Source organism: Streptomyces sp. B21-105 (assembly GCF_036898465.1).
Classification (GTDB): domain Bacteria; phylum Actinomycetota; class Actinomycetes; order Streptomycetales; family Streptomycetaceae; genus Streptomyces.
On record NZ_JARUMJ010000001.1, the window covers coordinates 9,021,480 to 9,037,476 of the forward strand.

At 69.4% G+C, this 15,997-nt stretch carries 20 protein-coding genes and 2 pseudogenes; 10 read left to right on the forward strand and 12 right to left on the reverse strand.

Annotated elements, in window-relative coordinates:
* Positions 1-3: 3 nt before the first annotated feature.
* Positions 4-1,065: pseudogene (locus QA802_RS41830) on the forward strand (IS701 family transposase); the annotation flags it as partial.
* Here the strand turns inward: QA802_RS41830 and QA802_RS40360 are convergent.
* On the reverse strand, positions 1,056-1,181 hold the full coding sequence (locus QA802_RS40360; RefSeq protein ID WP_334533882.1) for a hypothetical protein: 126 nt from the start codon (positions 1,179-1,181) through the stop codon (positions 1,056-1,058). The pseudogene QA802_RS41830 and the gene QA802_RS40360 overlap by 10 nt on opposite strands.
* A gap of 531 nt (positions 1,182-1,712) precedes the next feature.
* Between QA802_RS40360 and QA802_RS40365 the strand changes: the two genes are divergently transcribed.
* The 3 genes from QA802_RS40365 (at position 1,713) to QA802_RS40375 (ending at position 4,793) form a co-directional block, all read left to right on the forward strand.
* Positions 1,713-3,182, forward strand: coding sequence for a non-reducing end alpha-L-arabinofuranosidase family hydrolase (locus QA802_RS40365; RefSeq protein ID WP_334533885.1), 1,470 nt, complete (start codon positions 1,713-1,715; stop codon positions 3,180-3,182).
* Between the two features lie 681 nt (positions 3,183-3,863).
* The gene (locus QA802_RS40370; protein WP_334533888.1) at positions 3,864-4,334 is read left to right on the forward strand and encodes a hypothetical protein; all 471 of its coding nucleotides are present in this window, start codon (positions 3,864-3,866) and stop codon (positions 4,332-4,334) included.
* 15 nt (positions 4,335-4,349) lie between these two features.
* A complete protein-coding gene (locus QA802_RS40375) occupies positions 4,350-4,793 on the forward strand; it encodes a hypothetical protein (protein ID WP_334533891.1) in 444 nt (147 codons plus the stop codon).
* A gap of 44 nt (positions 4,794-4,837) precedes the next feature.
* Here the strand turns inward: QA802_RS40375 and QA802_RS40380 are convergent, their stop codons facing one another.
* The 4 genes from QA802_RS40380 to QA802_RS40395 form a co-directional block, all read right to left on the reverse strand.
* Positions 4,838-5,254 carry a site-specific integrase gene (locus QA802_RS40380; RefSeq protein ID WP_334533894.1) on the reverse strand — a complete coding sequence of 139 codons (417 nt, stop codon included), beginning with the start codon at positions 5,252-5,254 and terminating at the stop codon, positions 4,838-4,840.
* Positions 5,255-5,299: 45 nt separating this feature from the next.
* Positions 5,300-5,590, reverse strand: a complete 291-nt coding sequence (locus QA802_RS40385; protein WP_334533897.1) for a hypothetical protein — start codon at positions 5,588-5,590, stop codon at positions 5,300-5,302.
* Between the two features lie 382 nt (positions 5,591-5,972).
* Positions 5,973-6,302, reverse strand: a complete 330-nt coding sequence (locus QA802_RS40390) for a helix-turn-helix domain-containing protein (protein WP_334533900.1) — start codon at positions 6,300-6,302, stop codon at positions 5,973-5,975.
* Positions 6,299-6,574, reverse strand: coding sequence for a tyrosine-type recombinase/integrase (locus QA802_RS40395; RefSeq protein ID WP_334533903.1), 276 nt, complete (start codon positions 6,572-6,574; stop codon positions 6,299-6,301). Before QA802_RS40395 ends, QA802_RS40390 begins: the two co-directional genes overlap by 4 nt.
* Positions 6,575-6,809: 235 nt before the next feature.
* Between QA802_RS40395 and QA802_RS40400 the strand changes: the two genes are divergently transcribed.
* Positions 6,810-8,270, forward strand: a complete 1,461-nt coding sequence (locus tag QA802_RS40400) for a cellulose-binding protein (RefSeq protein ID WP_334533906.1) — start codon at positions 6,810-6,812, stop codon at positions 8,268-8,270.
* Here the strand turns inward: QA802_RS40400 and QA802_RS40405 are convergent.
* On the reverse strand, positions 8,235-8,453 hold the full coding sequence (locus QA802_RS40405; RefSeq protein ID WP_334533909.1) for a hypothetical protein: 219 nt from the start codon (positions 8,451-8,453) through the stop codon (positions 8,235-8,237). The two genes, QA802_RS40400 and QA802_RS40405, sit on opposite strands and share 36 nt — an antisense overlap.
* On the opposite strand from QA802_RS40405, the gene QA802_RS40410 reads away from it, so the two are divergent.
* Both QA802_RS40410 and QA802_RS41835 read left to right on the forward strand, forming a co-directional pair.
* On the forward strand, positions 8,452-8,532 hold the full coding sequence (locus QA802_RS40410) for a hypothetical protein (RefSeq protein ID WP_334535188.1): 81 nt from the start codon (positions 8,452-8,454) through the stop codon (positions 8,530-8,532). The genes QA802_RS40405 and QA802_RS40410 overlap by 2 nt on opposite strands.
* A gap of 126 nt (positions 8,533-8,658) precedes the next feature.
* Positions 8,659-8,808, forward strand: a pseudogene (locus tag QA802_RS41835) (YceI family protein); the annotation flags it as partial.
* A 26-nt stretch (positions 8,809-8,834) separates the two neighbouring features.
* Here the strand turns inward: QA802_RS41835 and QA802_RS40415 are convergent.
* Positions 8,835-9,116, reverse strand: coding sequence for a hypothetical protein (locus tag QA802_RS40415; RefSeq protein WP_334533912.1), 282 nt, complete (start codon positions 9,114-9,116; stop codon positions 8,835-8,837).
* Positions 9,117-9,217: 101 nt separating this feature from the next.
* On the reverse strand, positions 9,218-10,708 hold the full coding sequence (locus tag QA802_RS40420; RefSeq protein ID WP_334533914.1) for a DHA2 family efflux MFS transporter permease subunit: 1,491 nt from the start codon (positions 10,706-10,708) through the stop codon (positions 9,218-9,220).
* Between the two features lie 134 nt (positions 10,709-10,842).
* On the opposite strand from QA802_RS40420, the gene QA802_RS40425 reads away from it, so the two are divergent.
* Entirely contained in the window at positions 10,843-11,301 is a 459-nt protein-coding gene (locus QA802_RS40425; RefSeq protein WP_334533916.1) for a MarR family transcriptional regulator, read from the forward strand.
* A 145-nt stretch (positions 11,302-11,446) separates the two neighbouring features.
* Here the strand turns inward: QA802_RS40425 and QA802_RS40430 are convergent, their stop codons facing one another.
* From QA802_RS40430 to QA802_RS40440, 3 genes are all read right to left on the reverse strand, one after another.
* Complete coding sequence (locus tag QA802_RS40430) at positions 11,447-12,085, reverse strand: hypothetical protein (RefSeq protein ID WP_334533918.1); 639 nt, start codon at positions 12,083-12,085, stop codon at positions 11,447-11,449.
* The gene (locus QA802_RS40435) at positions 12,082-12,375 is read right to left on the reverse strand and encodes a hypothetical protein (RefSeq protein ID WP_334533921.1); all 294 of its coding nucleotides are present in this window, start codon (positions 12,373-12,375) and stop codon (positions 12,082-12,084) included. The genes QA802_RS40430 and QA802_RS40435 overlap by 4 nt, the downstream gene beginning before the upstream one ends.
* A 467-nt stretch (positions 12,376-12,842) precedes the next feature.
* Positions 12,843-13,580 (reverse strand): SDR family oxidoreductase, encoded by a 738-nt coding sequence (locus QA802_RS40440; protein ID WP_334533924.1) that lies wholly within the window; start codon positions 13,578-13,580, stop codon positions 12,843-12,845.
* A 92-nt stretch (positions 13,581-13,672) separates the two neighbouring features.
* On the opposite strand from QA802_RS40440, the gene QA802_RS40445 reads away from it, so the two are divergent.
* Both QA802_RS40445 and QA802_RS40450 read left to right on the forward strand, forming a co-directional pair.
* Positions 13,673-14,536: a LysR family transcriptional regulator gene (locus tag QA802_RS40445; RefSeq protein WP_334533927.1), complete on the forward strand. Its 864-nt coding sequence runs from the start codon at positions 13,673-13,675 to the stop codon at positions 14,534-14,536.
* Between the two features lie 482 nt (positions 14,537-15,018).
* The gene (locus QA802_RS40450; RefSeq protein WP_334533930.1) at positions 15,019-15,588 is read left to right on the forward strand and encodes a hypothetical protein; all 570 of its coding nucleotides are present in this window, start codon (positions 15,019-15,021) and stop codon (positions 15,586-15,588) included.
* A 103-nt stretch (positions 15,589-15,691) separates the two neighbouring features.
* Here the strand turns inward: QA802_RS40450 and QA802_RS41840 are convergent, their stop codons facing one another.
* On the reverse strand, positions 15,692-15,892 hold the full coding sequence (locus tag QA802_RS41840) for a hypothetical protein (protein WP_443042246.1): 201 nt from the start codon (positions 15,890-15,892) through the stop codon (positions 15,692-15,694).
* Positions 15,893-15,997: the final 105 nt, after the last annotated feature.

Below are 15,997 nucleotides of genomic sequence, written 5' to 3' on the forward strand. Positions count from 1 at the left end.
CATTGGCGGGGCCGATTGGGCAAGACGGACAACGGCATCGTCACGGTGGCCACGGTGTGGACCGACGGCCGCGTGTACTACCCGCTGCACGCGACTCCCTATACCCCGGCCCATCACTTCGCCCGCGGCCGGTCCGATCCGGCTTTCCGCACGAAACCCCAGCCGACCGCTGCCCTCGCGGCCCGCGGGAAGGAGGCGGGCTATGCCTGCCTGGCGGTGGTCGCCGACTGCGCCTACTGAAGTCAGCGACGACTGGTACTTCGCACTGCGTCAGGCCGGCCTGGCCTACGTGGCCGCGTTCAAGCCGCACCGCGGTACCTGGGCTCGCGCCGATCAGCCACACACCCCCATCGAGGCCGCGCATGCCCTGACCTGGCGCGATGCCAGACATCCAGGCGACTGGACGCCCGTTGAGCGTCACTTCCGCGACGGACACAGTCAGACCTGGTGGGCAGCCGATGCCCGCCTGGGCGGCTACGGCCCCGACTCACCCTGCCGCCTGGTCGGGGCCACCACCGATCCGGCCGCCCTGCCGGAGAAGGCCACCTGGTACCTGGCCACCAACCTGCCCCACCCCGACGCACCCCACGCCGCCCCCGACCCTCACCCGCCCGCCGACCTGGCCGAGATCGTGCGCCTCTACGGTCTGCGGCCGTGGATCGAACAGAGCTACAAGCAGATCAAGGACGAACTGGGCTGGGCCGACTTCCAAGTCCGCTCCGACCGCGCCATCCGCCGCCACCGGACCCTGGTCAACTGCGCCTTCTCCTTCTGCTGGGATCAGTGGTTCACCCCACCCCCCTGGACGCCAGCGCGCCGGACCCGTGCCCCGACGAGGGGCCAGAGAGGGTGACCAAACGGAGACCACCAGCCCCAACAGCCCTGCTGGCCCAGGGCCTTACGGGCCACCCGTTCCTGGCTCACCCCCCCCGCCGTCACCCTCAACCGATGGTGGCGAGCCTGGACGGACAAGGACCCACCCTCCGAGCTCCAAGCCCTGATCGACGCGGTCACCACCGGACACGGCATTCACCTCTACCGTCGGATTTAACGAACTACCGGTAACTGCGGGTGCGGACGCCGACGATCTCCGCGCGGTGCTGGTCGGTGGCATGGTGCCGGTCGGCGTGGTAGGCAGCCATCGCGCGGTCCGGGCCGTCGCCGTCAACACCCCCCGGCACACGCCCGATCGCCGCCGACGACGGTGTACGCCGCCACCCGAGCAGGTGACGGCCCCACGGCGAAGGCCCGTGAACGGCCCACCCGAGGCCCTCGCACCCCGCTCGGCGAGTTCTCGACGCTCCCCGCACCGTAGACGACCGCCGCAGGCACACGTCGACCGGACCGGCGTCAGTGAGTGCCACCGACCCCGCCGCGAGCGCGGGTCGGGCACCGAGCCGAACCAGAGGCTCAGGTGAGCGGCCCGGTCGGGGCCCGTAATGATCACCAAGCCCGTGCCCGCACCGCTACCTGCCCCTCACGCCAAAGACCCGTACAACCACGGGACTTGAAGCCTCATGGTGTCAGCCTGCGAACGTTTCTGCCCGCGGATTTTGCGCGGAGTATTGACGTTATTCATGGGATGTCTAGCATTCTCTCGATCGGCACTTCGGCCACTGTCCCGTATATCGAACAGGGCCGCACCGCACCGCCTCCGGACAGCCCCTGACGGGCCAAACCGGAGTCGCTTGCTCAAGGATGACGAGGTCCTTATGCACAGACGTATTTTCAGCCGCAGACGCCCGCCCGCGGTGCTCGCCGCCGTGGTTGCGGCCCTGGCCGCGCTGGCGGCGCTGCTCGTCGCCGGCCCGGCTCAGGCGGCCACCACCAGCGACGTGCGCGGTGTTGATTCCGGCAAGTGTCTCGATGTGTCGGGCTTCAGCCAGGCCGACGGCGCGAACGTGCACATCTGGGACTGCCACGGCGGGATCAACCAGCAGTGGACGTTGACGGACAGCAACCAGCTGACCGTGTACGGCAACAAGTGCCTGGATGTCCGGGGCGGCGGCACCACGAACGGGTCCCCGGTGCAGATCTGGTCGTGCAACGGCAGTGACAACCAGCAGTGGCGGGTGAACGCCGACGGCACGATCGTCGGCGTGCGGTCCGGGCTGTGCCTGGAAGTCTCGGGCTGGGGTAGGACCAACGGCACGGCGGTGCAGATCTGGTCGTGCCACGGCGGCACCAACCAGAAGTGGACCGGCCTGTCCGGGGCGAGCAACACGTGTGCTCTTCCGTCGACGTACCGCTGGACATCGACCGGCCCGCTGGCCCAGCCGAAGGCGGGGTGGTCCGCACTGAAGGACTTCACCAGCGTCGTCTACAACGGCAAGCACGTCGTCTATGCCACGTCGCACAACAACCTCGCCGGTAACGACGGTCGCTGGGGATTGGCGACCTTCAGCCCCTTCACGAACTGGTCCGACATGGCCACCGCCACCCAGACCACGATCCCCTTCGACGGCATCGCGCCGACGCTGTTCTACTTCGCCCCGAAGAACCTCTGGGTGCTCGCCTACAACGGGGGTTGGCCCTACAGCTTCTCCTACCGCACCTCGACCGACCCCACCAACCCCAACGGCTGGGGCCCGCAGCAGGATCTCTTCACGACCACCCTCCCGGACGTTGTGGATCCCGACGGCACGACCCGGAAGAGGGGCCCCCTCGACGTGACCCTCATCGGCGACGACACGAACATGTACATGTTCTTCGCCGACGATGAGGGCGGCATCTACCGCGCCAGCATGCCCATCGGCAACTTCCCGGGCACCTTCGGCTCGTTCACGAAGATCATGAGCGACTCGTCGCTCGACCTGTTCGAAGCGCCGGAGGTCTACAAGGTCCAGGGCCAGAACCAGTACCTCATGATCGTCGAGGCCCAGAATTACACGGGGTACGGTCGCTACTTCCGCGCGTTCACGGCCACCAGCCTCAACGGCACCTGGACACCGTCACCGCAGGCCAACACCGTGACCAGCCCCTTCGCCGGCAGTGCCAACAGCGGCGCGACCTGGACCAGGGACATCAGCCACGGCGATCTGGTTCGCACCAACCCCGACCAGACCAAGACCATCGACCCTTGCAATCTGCAGTTCCTCTACCAGGGGCGCGACCCCAGCACCGACGGCGGGGACTACGGCCTCCTGCCGTACCGGCCGGGAGTGCTGACACTGCAGCGCTAGCCGGTGGCGTGACACAGGTCCGGCTCCGGTCCTGACGTTCGCGGGCAACGACGTGCGCCGAACAGGGTGAGCGTCACAGCGAGCGATCAGGAACGGATGGAGTTGGAGCGGCGGGCTCGGTGCAAGGCCGAGCCCGCCCGTGCATGTGGAGAACCCGGATGGTGGCGGCCTCGTCCTGGTCGACCATGAGACGCGGAACGTGTCAAGCCTGGTGAGTCGGTCGGTTTCAGGGTTTGTCGAGTGAGCCGGGGTCGCCGGCGCCCGAGGTGATCACTGGGCGGCGGCGCGGTCGTCCGGCTGGTTGATCCACACGTTGGTGGGGAGCGCAAGGGACAGAGCCCGTCCGTCGCCAGCATCTACCGGGCCCTCGCCGACACGAGAAGATCCCAGGCGTACCCCGAGGCCGTCGAGACAGCACACGCCGACTTCGCCGCCCTTCAGCAGCGCGACCGCAGCCCCTGGTAGTTGGGTTCACGCAAACTGAAGTTCTTTCCAAAGGAACCCGAGGATGGGCTGTCGTGTTTTCGTTGGTTCGGCCTTCGGGTTCAGGCGAACACGCGGGGTGAGTACCGAGCGGACCGCCCCTTCGGCAACCCTCCTTGGGACGGTGCTGGCATCGTATAAATCATGAGAACAGCAGGAACGACACCGGAACCGGAGTCCTCAACGCGGAGCGGCCTCATGTCTCTGGGTGAGGTGGCGTGCCGTTATCAGGCTGATGAGATCCGCCCGGAGGACCTGCCGATGATTGCTGCCGAGGCGCTCGCGGCCAGGCTGGACACCCCGACGTTGCGCGAGCTCGCCGGATTGCCCCGCAACGCGGATGCCCGCGATATCCGCAACGCGTTTGAGCAAGCACTCTCCGAGGCCGGACTCGAGTTGCCTGATCCGGGCCTGGCACGGCGCCACGCGCTGCGTCGGCTGGCGGCGAGGCTGATCAACGAGGAAATCACTCCCGCCGACCTGACGACGGACGACTGGTGGGAGACGGAGGTCGAAACCGTTGAGGAACGATCATTCGTATCGCTGATCCCGCAATGCGGGTGCTGCATCGAGTACACGTTGGGGCTTGACCAGCGGAGGTGGGCGGCCGAGCTGCGGATCGCCGCGCTCGCCCTGACATCGTCTCCACCGATCGGCCCCGGTTGCTGACTCTGCCCTGACGGCATGTTCCCCCCCCATCAAAGGCGTGTAGCGGTCGATCAGACTTCACCGAAATGGCTGTTCAGCGGCCTGATCCAGCAAGGCCTGTGCGGAGTCCACGTAGCGGATGGCGGTCTTCTCGTCGATGCCGAGAACGAGGGCGAGGTGAAGGGGGTCGGCGGGGTGGGTCAGGGCTTCTTCGAACTGGCGGTCGACGTGGAGTCGCTCCAGGGTCGCGGTGAGGTTGCGGGTGGCCCGGGTGGTCCAGAGCTTGCCCGCCGGCCCGAGTTTGACGGCCGTCTTCTGGGTGATCAGCAGGTGTGGGTTGGCGGTGCTCGGTCAGCGGGTTCGGCGGTGGTCGAGCCAGTGCAGGACGGCCTGGCGGGTGAGGTCGTCGAGCGGGCGGACGTGACCGGCGACGGTAATTCGCTCGTTGCCGAGATCCACGTCGTCCAACTGCATCGTTAGGATCATCTTCGGCCGTGTCCCGTGGACGGCGGTGAGGGCAGTGATCAGCTTGATGTCCGGGGTGGTCGCGCTGGCGACCGCCTGGTCGATGTCCGCTTGCCCCAGGGCTGGGCGACGCCGCCAGCCTGCCGGTGGACACGGATCCGTTGGGTGGGGTTGCGGAAGACCTGGCCGTTCCCCTTCGCGTGACGGAACAACGACCGCAGTGCGACGACCCGGCTTTCCCGCTGCTTGCCGCTGGCGGCATCCCGGGCGGCGATGATGTCCTCCCGGGTGACCTCCCGCAGATGGTCGTAGAGGCTGGACCACTCCAGCAGAACCGATTGGATCTCGCTGAGGTAGGTCCAGGCGGTCTGCCGTGCGCGGGGCTCGGACCGCGGGCCGCCGTCGGGTAGGGGCCGGGCCCAGGATTCGACCTCGCCGCGGATGCCCGGGGCGACGGCGCCGAGCTTGCGGTCCAACCACGGATCGACCGCTGGCGTGCGGTCGTCAGTGAACAGGCCCAGTTAGTTGAGAACTTCGGCGGTCCGACCGACCGGGAGTCCCCGGCCACGCAGGGCCGGGAAGATCTCGGTGCAGCGGATCGACTCGCCCTCGGCATGGCCGGACAGCACGATGACCAGGGCCCGGTCGACGTCGCTGGCGACCCAGCGGGTCCACCCGCGCGCCTCACTCAGAGCGCGCGCTGCCCGGCGGGCCCGGATCATCCACGGGTTGGCCAGGTCGGCGTGCCGTTCACGTTCGAAGGTGCGGTAGTCCCGAGTGGTGAACAGAGGCGGCTGGATCCAGCCCGTCATCACGAGCGCTGGGGCTGGTCCTGGTCCCGTTTAAGGACTCGGCGCCCCTGCTTGCCGATGGGCGGTCCGCCGTTGCGGGGCCGCTGCAGGTTCGCGAAGAAGAGCTGTTGGTGCTTCACGCGCCGTAGGAAGGTCGTCGGTGCGGCGGCCTCGCCGTTGACGCCCGCTGCCTTGACGGCCCAGCTGGCCTGGGCCCGGCAGAGTCGGCAGTGGCCGTCGTGGATGGGAACCTCACGACGGCAGACAGTGCATGGGCCAGGCGGGTTGAGCTGGCCGCAGGTGTAGCAGGCCCGGCAGAACCGGCGGGGCAGCTGTCCCCAGGCGAAGCAGCCACGCAGGAAGCCGCGGTTTGCCGTCGCGGATCTTGCTCATCGTGGCGGCATCAGGCCGGCGGGAGGGATCGGCCGTCCCGGCGCTTGGGGATCACCGCCGGTGCGGCAGTCCCCGCGCCGACTGCCGCTCGTTCCGTCTCCGCCTCCCCCGGGCGGCTGACCTTCTCCGGCTCGGGGATCAGTAGATCGCTGATCTCGCAGCCGAGGACGACGCAGATGACGTCCAGGTCCTCCAGCTTGAGCGAGACGGGCTGCCCGGACCATAGGCCCGACATCTTCCCCGCCGAGATCACCAATCCGTGCTCGGCCAGGTTCCGCTGGAGTTCGGAAGCCTTCCAGACTCCTTTGTCCGCGGCGGTCAGCCGCAGGTTCCACCTCATCGGACCAGTCCTTCCAGCCGCTTCGCGGCCCGTTCCGTCCCGGAGACCCAGGCGTCCTCGACCCGGGTCTGCTGGACGTGGAGGTATCGCATCGTGGTGGCGATCCACGAGTGTCCCAAAACCTCCTGATTTGCCATCAAGTCCAGTCCGTTTCCGTCGAGTTGGGACGCGTAGAAATGCCGCAGGGCGTGCGGTGTCAGCTTCTTTCCCCACCCGGGCAGGTGCACTTTGGCCGCGTCCTTGAGCCCGTTGCGCAGGGCGTCGTCGCCCACCCGACGCGAGGACCCGTCGGCGTTCTTGCGCTCGGAGGGGAACAGCGGGGCGCCGGGGCGGGTGTGGTCGTCGTCGAACTGGCCCCAGACGTCCTCGATGAACCACCGGAGCCGTGGTCAGCGGTGCAACGCCCTCTGTGTCACCACCCGATCGGAGCACTACGTGTCACCAGACGACCCGAGATCCGCCGAGCAGCCGATGCCTCGGGGTCGCACGCCCCGCCGCCGTAGCCGGATGCTCCGGCATTGTGTCGTGGGGGCGGTGGCGGTGCTCGCCGCCTCGGCCGGTGTCGGCGCCCTGGCGCCCAGCGCGGGCGCCGCGCCGACCGTCGGCATCCGTGTGGATGCCGGTACCTCCTTGGGCACGGTGCCCAGCAGTGGTGTCGGCCTCAACACGGGCTACGGCGACGAGCATATGGGGAGCGTCAAGGCGACATCGCTGATGAAGGCGGCGGGAGTTCGGCAGCTGCGCTTTCCCGGCGGCTCCGGCGCGGACGACTACCACTGGAAGACCCACACCTACGGCGACGGCAGCGGCTGGATCCCCTCCAACACCAACTTCGACCACTTCATGGCCACCGCGCAGAAGGTCGGCGCCCAGCCGATCCTGACCGCCAACTACGGTTCCGGCACCCCCAAGGAGGCCGCCGACTGGGTCAAGTACGCCAACGTCGACAAGGGTTACGGCGTGAAGTACTGGGAGATCGGCAACGAGGTCTACGGCAACGGGCATTACGGCGACGGCAAGGGCTGGGAAACTGACAACCACGCCGACAAGAGCCCGAAGGAGTACGGGAAGAACCTCGTCGCCTACTCGAAGGCGATGAAGGCCGTGGACCCGAAGGTGAAGATCGGAGCGGTGCTCAACACCCCTGGCTTCTGGCCGGATGCGGAGAAGGCTGCCGGTGACACCGCCGACTGGAACAACACGGTGCTCTCCGTCGCGGGACGCTCGATCGACTTCGTCATCGTCCACTGGTATCCGGGCGGCACCACCACTGCCGAGCTGCTGAACACCCCCTCCCAGATCGCCGGTGTCAGGTCCTCGCTGCGCTCGCTGATCGCCACCCACGCGGGCTCGCACGCCGCTTCGGTGGAGATCGCCGTCACCGAGACCGACGCCGTCGGCTCACCCGCCTTGACCAGCCAGGCCGCAGCCCTGTTCGCGCCGGACACCTACATGACCTGGTTCGAGCAAGGTGCCACCCACGTGGACTGGTGGAACCTGCACAACGGCACGGGCGAAGCACCCACCACCGTCCACGGCGAGACCGACTACCAGGACGGGGGCATTCTCTCCGCCGGAACCTGCGCCGGGGGGAAGTGCGAACCGCCGCGCGAGACGCCCTTCCCCACCTACCGGGGCATCCGCTCACTGACCGCACTGGCGAAGCCTGGCGACACCATGGTCAAGTCGTCCTCGGGCAACTCGTCGGTCGCCGTGCACGCGGTGCGGAGCGGAAAGGGCGGTCTGAACGTCATGCTGATCAACAAGAGCCCGAAGGACGCGGCGCAGGTGTCGCTCTCGTACGCCGGATTCACCCCGGCCGCAGGGGTGGTCACGACCGTTTCGTATGCCAAGGGCGACACCTCCCTGACGACGGGCGAAGCGGGGCACGGCGGGCGCACAGAAGCTGCCGCCGTACTCGATCACGACTCTTCAGCTGAAGCCCGCGTCGGGGACTGCCGGCGCTGACAAGCCGTCGCCCGCCGCCACGCCGCCCGTCGCCGCGCCGCTTGTCTCCGCCGCCGGCAAGACCGGCAGCCGTGCGCAGGCGGAGAACGGCGCACCCGCCGGCCGGCCGTCCCCGAGCAGCAGCAACACGTTCGGCCCCCTGGCTTCCACCGGGGCGAGCACCGCTGTCACGTACAGCGCCATCGGTGGCCTGCTGGTCATCGCTGCCGGCGGCGTGCTGGTACTTCGCGGACGTCGCCGCAGGGCTTTGCACGGCAAGTGAGACCGCGTGAGTGACTGACGGCCCGGCAGCAACGCCACCCACCCGTGGCGTGCGCGCCGGGCCGTCGGCCTCCGCGCGGGCGTCGGCGTCGGCGGTCAGGAAACAAACAAGGCCCGGGTCGTTGGCCTGGCCTGCCTCGGCACCGGTCCCGACCCGCGGGGCGGCCCACGGGCCGCGTTCCGGGCCACCGTGGAACTGCCGCGCGAGGACTTCGCGATGAACTACAACCAGACCGTCCAGGCCGTCCAGGGCGAACAGCTTCCGCCGCTCGCCTGACGGCGGAGACGGCTCGGCCCCCTGCCTCACTCGGGAAGCAGGGGGCCGAGCCGTCTGTGTCCTGTGTGGCTGCTGGCGCCCAAAGTCGCCCGCCGCTCACGCGACGCCCGGGCGTCCTGGTAGTGCTCACGATGTTCCATCGGCAGATCGATGCCGTGCGATTCCTCGAATGCTCGGATCTCCACCTCTGGCATCCGAGGTGCCAGTTCGTACTGGTGCGTGTGCGCTCCGAAGCGCTTCCGCCCCGGGTCGTGTGCTGCCATCGCATGTATCCGTGCGCGTACGCCGTCCTCGTCCCAGCTCTCCATCCGGCGACGGTAGCGTTGAGGTCTGCGACCCGGTACGCCGCACCCTCGCGCCACGCGTCCCGAATGGAATCGCACCTACGCTGCGTGGCGTCTCCTGTGGGTCAGTGGCCGGCTGGGCCTTGGCTCGCGTTCTGGGTGTTCGCGGTGGGTGTGGTGGACGGTGCGGGTGCGGGTGCGGGTACGGATGCGGTGGTGGGGGTTTTGGTGTGGTTGCGGAGGAGGAGACAGATGAGGATTCCGATGGTCACTACCGCGATGGGGAGGGCTGTCGTGGTGTGGAGGGTGGTCAGGAAGGCGGCTGCGTAGGTCTTGCCGGTGGCGAGTTCGGCGGTGAGTCGGTTCTGGAGCAGGGCGCTGACGGTGGCGGCGCCGATGACGGAGCCGGTCTGGCGGATGGTGTTGTTGATGCCTGACGCCGCGCCTGCGTGGTGAGGTGGGATGTGGCGCATGGTTTCGGCGGTCATGGGTGCGAGGGTGCAGCCGATGCCGAGGCCGGTGAGGAGGGTGGCGGGGAGAAAGGCCTGCCAGGGTGTCGCGGGGCCGGCGGTGAGGGCGATGGCGACGATGCCGCAGGCGTAGAGGGTGAGGCCGGTCAGGAGGAGGGGTTTGCCGCCGATGCGGTCGGCGAGGCGTCCTGCGTAGGGGCCGAGGGCCATGGACACCAGGGACGAGGGGGCGAGGACGAGGCCGGCTTTCATCGCGCTGAGGTGCAGTACGGACTGCAGGTAGAGGTTGAAGGGCAGTACGAGGCCCAGCATGGCGATGGAGATGAGGCCGACCAGTACGGTCATGACGGTGAAGTTGCGGTCTTTGAAGAGGGTGAAAGGGACGAGGGGTTCGCGGTCCTGGGTGGCGCGCTGGTGCAGCAGAAAGACGCCGGCCAGTGCCAGGCCCGCGGCGATCAGGCCCCAGATTCCCGCCCCCCAGTGGTAGCGCTGACCTTCCTGGAGGCCGAAGGCGAGGCAGAACAGCGCGGCGGTGGCCAGGAGCACGCCCGTCAGATCGAAGCGGTGGGTGCGGGCGGGGCGGATGTCGGGGACGAGCGTGAAGGTCAGGGCGAGCGCTGCGATGCCGAGGGGCACATTCACCAGGAAGATCCAGCGCCAGCCGACGGTGGAGACGAGGACGCCGCCCAGGGTGGGGCCGGCCAGGGTGGCCGCGCCTGCGACCATGCCCCAGATCCCCAGCGCCGCGCCGCGTCGGTGGGCGGGGAACACCGACACGATCAGCGTCATCGTCTGGGGGACGAGGAGGGCTGCGCCGACGCCCTGCACGGCGCGGGCGGCGATCAGTGCCGCTGCGCCGGGGGTGAGTCCGCAGGCGATGCTGGCCAGGGTGAACACGGTCAGGCCTGCGGCGAACAGGGTGCGCGGGCCGTGCAGGTCGCCCAGTCTGCTCGCGGTGATCAGGGACACCGACAGGGCGAGGGCGTAGCCGCTGACCGTCCACAGGGCCTCATCCAGCGTGGCGCCGAGGCCGCTGATCATGTCGGGGATCGCGATGTTCACGATCGTCAGATCCAGCAGGGTCATGAAAAACCCGAGTGAGAGCGTCACCAGCACCGCCCAGGGGTTCGATCGCCACTTGCGCACGGCAGTCTCCTTCGTCCGTCGGGGGATTGCGGGCCGGTCTGCCCGGCGTCCCCCTCACGCTAATACATCAATAGAGATGCATCAATAGAGATGCATCTTTTGGCGATGTATCGAGACGGATGTACTGTGCGGGTATGGATGGAGTCGAGCTGTTCCTGTTGGGGCGCACCCTGATGAAGATCGGGGAAGGCGCCATGCCGGAGCCGGAGGGCGGCATGGCCCGCTACGGCGGTGGCGTACGGTCCGTGCTCATCGTGGTGAGTGACCTTTCCGCCCACCCCGACAGTGCCGTCGGCGAGATCGCCGCCCGCACCGGACTCCCGCAGAGCCAGGTCTCCACCGCCGTGGCCCGCCTGAAGGAGGCTGGCGCGGTCGTCACCGAGAACGACCCCAACGACCGCCGCCGCCTCCTGGTTCGTCAAGCGCCCCGTCCCTCCGACCGGATGATCCAGGTCAGGGCGACCACTATCGACGGCGCTCTCGCCGATGCGCTCGGAGACGAGGACCCTGTGGCGATGAAGGAAGTCACCGACGCGCTCGATACGCTGGCCCGGCATCTGTCGCCGCAGGCGGCGCGGCGCAGAAAGAGCTGACGCGGCTACTTGTCGTGGTCGGCACGCGCGGGGCCCTTGTCAGGGGGCAGGGGAAATCTCCGGACGCGCGACTGCGGTGCGAGGTGGGTGCCGCGACAGGTGGGGGGCCCGGCCGACCGGCGAAGGTCCGGTGTGGGCCCGCCCTTCAGTCAGCGCGTGCCGCAGAGACGTTCCGATCTCGCCATACTCGCCGGGGCGGCAGTGTGAGGGCTTCCGGTCCCGCGAGGGCGTAGAGCACCGTGCCGACCACCGCGAGGCACAGTGCCGTCCAGGTCGCCGCAGGCGTGCCGGCCGGCAGCAGCATCCAGGTCGCCACCTTCACGGGCACCGTGGTCGCCGGGGGCGGAGCGAGGAACGCGAACGCGAGCCAGGTGAAGGGGAACGCCCAGGCGTACCGTCCTCCCGCGACCGCCGCACCCAGGGCGGCCAGCCCCGCCAGTCCCGCGCAGTCCCGGGCGACGAACTCGGTGGTGGCCAGGTCCTGACCCACCATCTGCACGGTCAGGAGCACGGCGCCGACGATCGCGCCGCCGAGCAGCACGTGCGCCGCTCTGCGGGGAGCCCATCGGATCGCGGCGCTGCGGTCCAGGTCGAGGTCCTGCCCGCCGAGTCCGGTCGAGAGGGCCATGGCGCCCGCGGTGAGGACGACCGCGGGCAGTTGCGACCCACCAGGCGCGGCACTGCCGTCTCGAGTGAGCGCCCACCCGGCCGCGGCACTGATCAGCACCGTGGCGAGCGACGCGGGCACCTGGCGCGAGTGCGCGTACAGCGTCAGCCATCTCACTGGGACGGACCGCCTTTGAGTACCTCGAACGCGTCGCCCTCGCAGGAGAGAGCGGCGGCGTACATCGCGTTGATGCGTGCGAGCTGTTGCGCCCGTGGCAGTGCCATGAGCTCCTCCCACACCGGTCGGACCCTGGCGATGACGTCGCGGTTCAACGCTGCCGACCCGGTGCCGGGCAGCGGCTCGAGATCCCCCTCACGGGGACCTTCGGCGGCTGCCGCCGCCGGGCCTGGCGAGATCAGGGCGGCCCGCTGCGTGACCAGGAGAGTCGCCACGCACGCGGCTGCCATGGCCGCCGAATGACGTGCGCTGCGTGCGCGACGCGGTGGGGGATGAAGGAGAGGGGCAGGACAGAGCGTCGGGGCGCTGGGGCATGCCGGACTGGCGATGTGTCCCCATGGACCTGTCCGGCACCAGTCTCGCCAGAGGGTGAGACATGTGACGACTCGTTAGGCCGCGACCATGCCTGTCCCGGCCATTCCGGGACGTGCTCAGCCTCCGGTCACTCGCCGTAGAAGCCACCGAAGTGCGACGGCGTCGATCGCGGCCTCGAAGAACCAACCGCAGGACCTGCCCCGAGTGGAGAAAGCCCGTCAGGCGGCCGCCGAGAATCCTCATCGATCCGCAGTGCGGGATTTCGTGCTCAGCTCTTGTTCGGCCCCCGTCGGATGGATGTTTCCCGCTGCTCATCTGATCCGGACCGTCCGCGCCGCTTCGTGGACCCGCCGGGGCTTCGTCGGCTGAGGGCAGTTCGTGATCACCAGGGGACGACGCCGTCGTCCTCGAAGAACGAACCGCTCGGGCCGCCGTCGGGCAGCGTGGCGAGCCGGACAGCTGTGGCCGCGCCCTGTTCAGGGGTGCGGGGTCCGTGAAAGCCTGTGAAGTCGGTCGCGACCAGGCCCGGACAGGCCGCGTTGATCAGGATGTTCGTACCGGCGAACTGCCGGGCGTACTGCACAGTGAGGGCGTTGAGGAACGACTTCGACGGCGCGTAGGCCGCCATGATCGGCCCGATCTCGGTGTCCGGGTCCGCCTGCCGCGCCAGGGAGCCGACGCTGCTGGAGACATTGACAATACGCGGCGAGGCCGAGCGCCGCAGGAGCGGCAGCATCGCGTTGGTCACCCGGACGGCACCCATGACGTTGGTGTCCACGACCGTGCGGAGCACCTCCAGGTCGAGCGCGGTCGGGTCCTGCTCCCACCCCGGGCCCATTTCGCCCGAGATGCCGGCGTTGTTGACCAGAGCGTCCAGGCGCCCGGCCAACCCTTCGACCAGCTCCGCGGCATCGGTGACGCTCCGGTCGTCGGTCACGTCCAGCGGTACCCCGAACGCGTCCACGCCGAGGGCGCGCAGCTTTCCGACGGCGGTTTCACGTCGGGACTCATCACGGGCTCCCACGCCCACGCGGTACCCGAGGCCGCCCAGCCCGGCCGCGATCTCGTACCCGATGCCCTTGTTCGCGCCGGTCACCAGCGCGATCATCGTTTCGCTCATGCTGATGATGGTGGCCCTCGGACGAATAGCGCGGCCAACACCGATACGGTGCCCTGTCATACCTGTCAGGTATCACCGCGTATGCTGCGACCGTGCACACCCTGGAGACCCGCGAGCTGAGGTACTTCGTGGCCGTCGCCGAGGAACTGCACTTCGGGCGCGCCGCCGAGCGCCTCGGCATGGCCCAGCCGCCGCTGTCCCGGGCGATCCAGCAGCTCGAACGGCGCCTCGGGGTCTGCCTGCTGCAGCGCAACCGCCGCGGTGTCCGCCTGACCGGTGCCGGAGAGGTGCTGCTGCACGAGGGCCGGGCGGCCCTCGACGCGACCGCCGCCGCCGCTCGCCGCACCCGGCGCGCCGGCGGTGCCGACAGTCCCGGCGGCCCCCGTGACCGGCTGGTCCTCGCGGTGAAGGCCGCTGCGTCTCACGAACTGCTGCGGAAGCTTCTCGACGCCTACGCGGCCGAACCCGACAGCGCCGAGATCGAGGTGCTGCCGTGCGGCATTTGCGAGCAGGAAGAACTGCTCCGCGACGGACGCGCCGATGTCGCGCTCATGCACACGCCGTGGAACTCCCTCGCCGGCTTCGACAGCGAGGTACTGGCGGCCGAGGGGCAGGTCGCCGTCCTGCCTGCCGGGCACCCTCTCGCCGCCCACGAGACCTTGTCCCTGGCCGATGTCAGGGACGTCCCCGGTCTGCCGCTCGCCCGCTGGCCCACCCGCGGCGCCTACGCACCCGGCCCTGGCCCCGAGATCCACAACCAGACCCAACTGGCCCAGCTGATCGCCCTCGGACGCACCGTGGCGGTCGTCCCCGACTCCGCCCGCTCCTGGCTGTGGGCCGAGCACACGGCCGTTCCCTTGACCGACGCACCTCCCGTCGTGACCCACATCGCCTGGCCTGCGCACAGCCGCTCCCTCACCCTGGCCGGCCTGGTCCGTACGGCCGTAAGGCTATGACCAGGTCCTGCCCCCATCGGTCAGCACCCGGGACGGGGCAGCGCGTGAGACTGCCGGAAGCCGGCGGCGCAGGGCAGCCGGGGTCTCTGGCGCTACTCGGCCAGCGAGGGCGCACGGTGCGTCTCAAGCAGCCACAGCGACTGCCCATCGATGACGACGCGGCCCGCCGGGCTGTCCAGGGTCTCCAACCGCGGCGCGCGAAGGCCGCACTGCTCGAGCCGGCTGAAACCCCGTAGCGGGCCCCACCCAGGCGGCGGCCACAGCCGCGAACCCCGTCCGACGCGTGCGTCGGGCTCTCTGCCCGTCGGCCGTCCCAGCTGCTGTCGGGCGGGGGCGGCCGTCGGCCAGGGACTGTCCGCCTGTCGTCATCGGTGATCTCTTTCCCGTCCTTACCGATCAGCTGCCATCCGCCGCACCCCGGCTGGGCTAGGTTTCCGGACGGCTCGAACCCCGGGCCCCACGAAGGGGGTTGCAACCACTCGATGAAGCGTCACGGCACCGTCCTGCACCGCCCGCTGCGCAAGGCCGCCGCAGTCCTCACGCCCACCACGGCGGCCGCCGCCATGACACTGGCGCTCGCTTCGTCCGCCGCCGCGGCCACCTATCAGTACGACTGCCGTCGCCTCACGGGCGCCGGCACGTACGGCAACCCCCTCGCCCTGGGCAATGTGACGGGCCGGACCGTGGTGGCCGTGAACTGCCCGCCCCTGACGTCCGGCGCGGGTCACGCCAACCGCTATTTCAGCTTCACCCTCACCAGGCCGGCCCGCGTCCCGTCGTACGCGGGCGCGTCCTTCGTCCTCAACCGTACGCAGAAGTCCGCGGTCAACCCCTCGCTCGCCCGCGGCCCCTACACCGTCCTGCATACCAGCGCGGGTCTGTGGACGTACGACCGCAGCGGTGTCTTCAACGGTCGGTACCTGCCGCTGACCGCCCTGCCCGGCAGCGGAGTTCTCCCGGCCGGGACCTACCGGCTGAACATGCAGAAGCTCGACTCGCCGCTGCGGTCGCTCAGCACCCCCTGGTTCAACGTGGTCGTGGCCGCCCCCTGACCCCTCCACGGCTGACCGGCTTCACCCCCGAACGGCCGGCTCCGGCGTATGCGGTGTGCCGGAGCCGATGCCCTGGTCGTAGTTGACGTGCGCGGCCGGGGCGTCAGACGCCGACGGGCTGCCATTCCTGATTGGCGCCGCTGCCGGCGGGCCACTGGACGACCTTGACGCCGGCAGCGCCGGCCGGACCCGCCCGACGACCGGTGACGGCGATGAGCCGTCCTACGCCGCCGGGCTCGCCGCACTGTGCGACGGGTGACGCCTGTTCCAGGCCTCCCCGCTGCTGCCGCCCCAGGCCGGTCACGAGAACGACGTCTCCTCCTCACGCGAGTTCTTCCTCGAGAAGCTGGAGGAAGAACCTCCTCCCGGTACGTGAGCGGACCGCCCCCCGGCCGGCCGGGTGAGCAGA

Excerpts from the sequence above, each read along its gene's own strand:
- QA802_RS40365 (WP_334533885.1), top strand. The coding sequence starts at position 1,713 with ATGCACAGACGTATTTTCAGCCGCAGACGCCCGCCCGCGGTGCTCGCC.
- QA802_RS40370 (WP_334533888.1), top strand. The coding sequence starts at position 3,864 with ATGTCTCTGGGTGAGGTGGCGTGCCGTTATCAGGCTGATGAGATCCGC.
- QA802_RS40375 (WP_334533891.1), top strand. The coding sequence starts at position 4,350 with ATGTTCCCCCCCCATCAAAGGCGTGTAGCGGTCGATCAGACTTCACCG.
- QA802_RS40385 (WP_334533897.1), bottom strand. The coding sequence starts at position 5,590 with ATGACGGGCTGGATCCAGCCGCCTCTGTTCACCACTCGGGACTACCGC.
- QA802_RS40390 (WP_334533900.1), bottom strand. The coding sequence starts at position 6,302 with ATGAGGTGGAACCTGCGGCTGACCGCCGCGGACAAAGGAGTCTGGAAG.
- QA802_RS40400 (WP_334533906.1), top strand. The coding sequence starts at position 6,810 with ATGCTCCGGCATTGTGTCGTGGGGGCGGTGGCGGTGCTCGCCGCCTCG.
- QA802_RS40405 (WP_334533909.1), bottom strand. The coding sequence starts at position 8,453 with ATGGCGCTGTACGTGACAGCGGTGCTCGCCCCGGTGGAAGCCAGGGGG.
- QA802_RS40415 (WP_334533912.1), bottom strand. The coding sequence starts at position 9,116 with ATGGAGAGCTGGGACGAGGACGGCGTACGCGCACGGATACATGCGATG.
- QA802_RS40425 (WP_334533916.1), top strand. The coding sequence starts at position 10,843 with ATGGATGGAGTCGAGCTGTTCCTGTTGGGGCGCACCCTGATGAAGATC.
- QA802_RS40435 (WP_334533921.1), bottom strand. The coding sequence starts at position 12,375 with ATGGCAGCCGCGTGCGTGGCGACTCTCCTGGTCACGCAGCGGGCCGCC.
- QA802_RS40440 (WP_334533924.1), bottom strand. The coding sequence starts at position 13,580 with ATGAGCGAAACGATGATCGCGCTGGTGACCGGCGCGAACAAGGGCATC.
- QA802_RS40450 (WP_334533930.1), top strand. The coding sequence starts at position 15,019 with ATGAAGCGTCACGGCACCGTCCTGCACCGCCCGCTGCGCAAGGCCGCC.